Source organism: Melaminivora alkalimesophila, assembly GCF_000282995.1.
Lineage (GTDB): Bacteria > Pseudomonadota > Gammaproteobacteria > Burkholderiales > Burkholderiaceae_C > Melaminivora > Melaminivora alkalimesophila.
The window spans coordinates 1-1,554 of sequence record NZ_ALEE01000227.1 but is presented as its reverse complement, the minus strand read 5'-3'; the positions used below and the strand labels follow the sequence as shown (position 1 = coordinate 1,554).

The window sequence follows — 1,554 nt, the reverse complement described above, 5'->3', positions numbered from 1 at the left end:
GCTGGCGGCCTGCCTCGCGGCCGCAGCCGGGTTGCTCGCGCGCGAGTGGAACCTGCGCACGCTCGTGCCCGAGCCGCAGCTGCTGCAGGCGCAGGTGCTGGGCAGCCGGTTCGTGCCGCCCAGCCTGCGCGGCACGGGCGGCACGCTGGTGGTGCTGGCGCTGGCCGACGAGGCGACGCCGCGCCAGATCCTGATCGAGGATGCCGCTGCGCGCGGTGGGGCGCCGGGCGGGCGGCTCTCCCTGCGGTGGGCACGGGGTCGCCTGGGCGGGCGCTACGTGCTGGGGTGGCAGCGGGAATAATCGCGCACCTACACTGCCTTGGCACCATGTCCCTGATCCGCTCCATCCTGCACCTGCTGGTGCTGGTCGTCACCGTCATCCCCTACACCTTCGGCGTGCTGCTGGTGCGCGCGCTCACGCGCAACCCCGATGCCGCCTACCGCGTGGCCCGCGCCTGGCTGCGCATCGTCGTGCTGGCCTCGCGCTGGGTGCTGGGCATTCGCCCGCAGATCGAAGGCCTGCAAAACCTGCCGCTGCACGATCCGGCAGGGGCCGTGCTGCTGGCCAAGCACCAGTCGGCCTACGAGACCTTCCTGCTGCCCGCCATGCTCCCGCGGCCGATCGCCTACGTTTTCAAGAAGGAGCTGCTCGCCGTGCCGTTCTTCGGCTGGTCGATCGGCAGCCTGGACATGATCCACATCGACCGCGACAAGCCCACGCGCGCCTTTGCCCGCGTGCTCCAGCAGGGGCGGCGCCTGCTCGCCAAGGGCACCTGGGTCATCATGTTCCCCGAGGGCACGCGCGTGCCGCGCGGGGCGCAGGGCGAATACAAGAGCGGCGGCACGCGCCTGGCGATCGACGCCGGGGTGCCGGTGGTGCCCATCGCCGTCGCCTCCGCCACCGTCTGGCCCCCGAAGGCCTTCGTCAAGCGTCCGGGGGTGGTGCGCATGTCCATCGGCGCGCCCATCGCCAGCGCCGGGCGCAAGCCCGATGAGCTGATGCGCGAGGTCGAAGCATGGATCGAGGCCGAGATGCGGCGCCTGGATCCCGAGGCCTACCCCGCCGACCCCGCCGCGGCGGCGCCCTCCGGCACACCGTCGTGATGCAAGCCGCCCGGCAGCTGGTGCTGGACTTCCTGGGAATCGCGCCCGGTCCGGAGGAGGGCCCCGCCGCCGGGCCGGCCCCGGTCGCGGCGCCGCAGGCCGCTTCGGCCCCGCTGGAGCATCCGCAGGCCAATCGGCAGGTCGTGCTCGAGGGCCTGCGGGTGGCCTACGTGCTGCGGCGTGCGCGGCGCAGGAGCATCGGCTTTCGCGTGGACGGCGACGGCCTGTCGGTGCGCGCGCCCGCCAGCGCCAGCGTGGGCGCCATCGAGGCGGCGCTGCAGGCCAAGGCGGGCTGGATCGTGCGCAAGTTGGCCGAGCAAGGCGAGTGGCAGCGCCGCCTGGAGGGGGCGCGCATCGACTGGAAGGAGGGCGCGGTGCTGCCCTACCTGGGCGAGCCGCTGGCGATCGTGCTCGATCCGGCGCACCGGGTCGCGGGCGCCGGCGCCCGGC

2 protein-coding genes and 1 pseudogene are annotated in these 1,554 nt (G+C 74.1%); all 3 read left to right on the top strand.

The features are described 5' to 3' along the window. Nucleotides 1–301, top strand: a pseudogene (locus A612_RS17290) (hypothetical protein); the annotation flags it as partial. A 26-nt stretch (nucleotides 302–327) separates the two neighbouring features. Continuing rightward, nucleotides 328–1,104, top strand: a complete 777-nt coding sequence (locus A612_RS03965) for a lysophospholipid acyltransferase family protein (protein ID WP_019373259.1) — start codon at nucleotides 328–330, stop codon at nucleotides 1,102–1,104. After that, nucleotides 1,104–1,554, top strand: a 451-nt coding sequence (locus tag A612_RS03960) for a YgjP-like metallopeptidase domain-containing protein (protein WP_019373258.1), incomplete at its 3' end; no start/stop codon positions are given. The genes A612_RS03965 and A612_RS03960, both read left to right, overlap by 1 nt.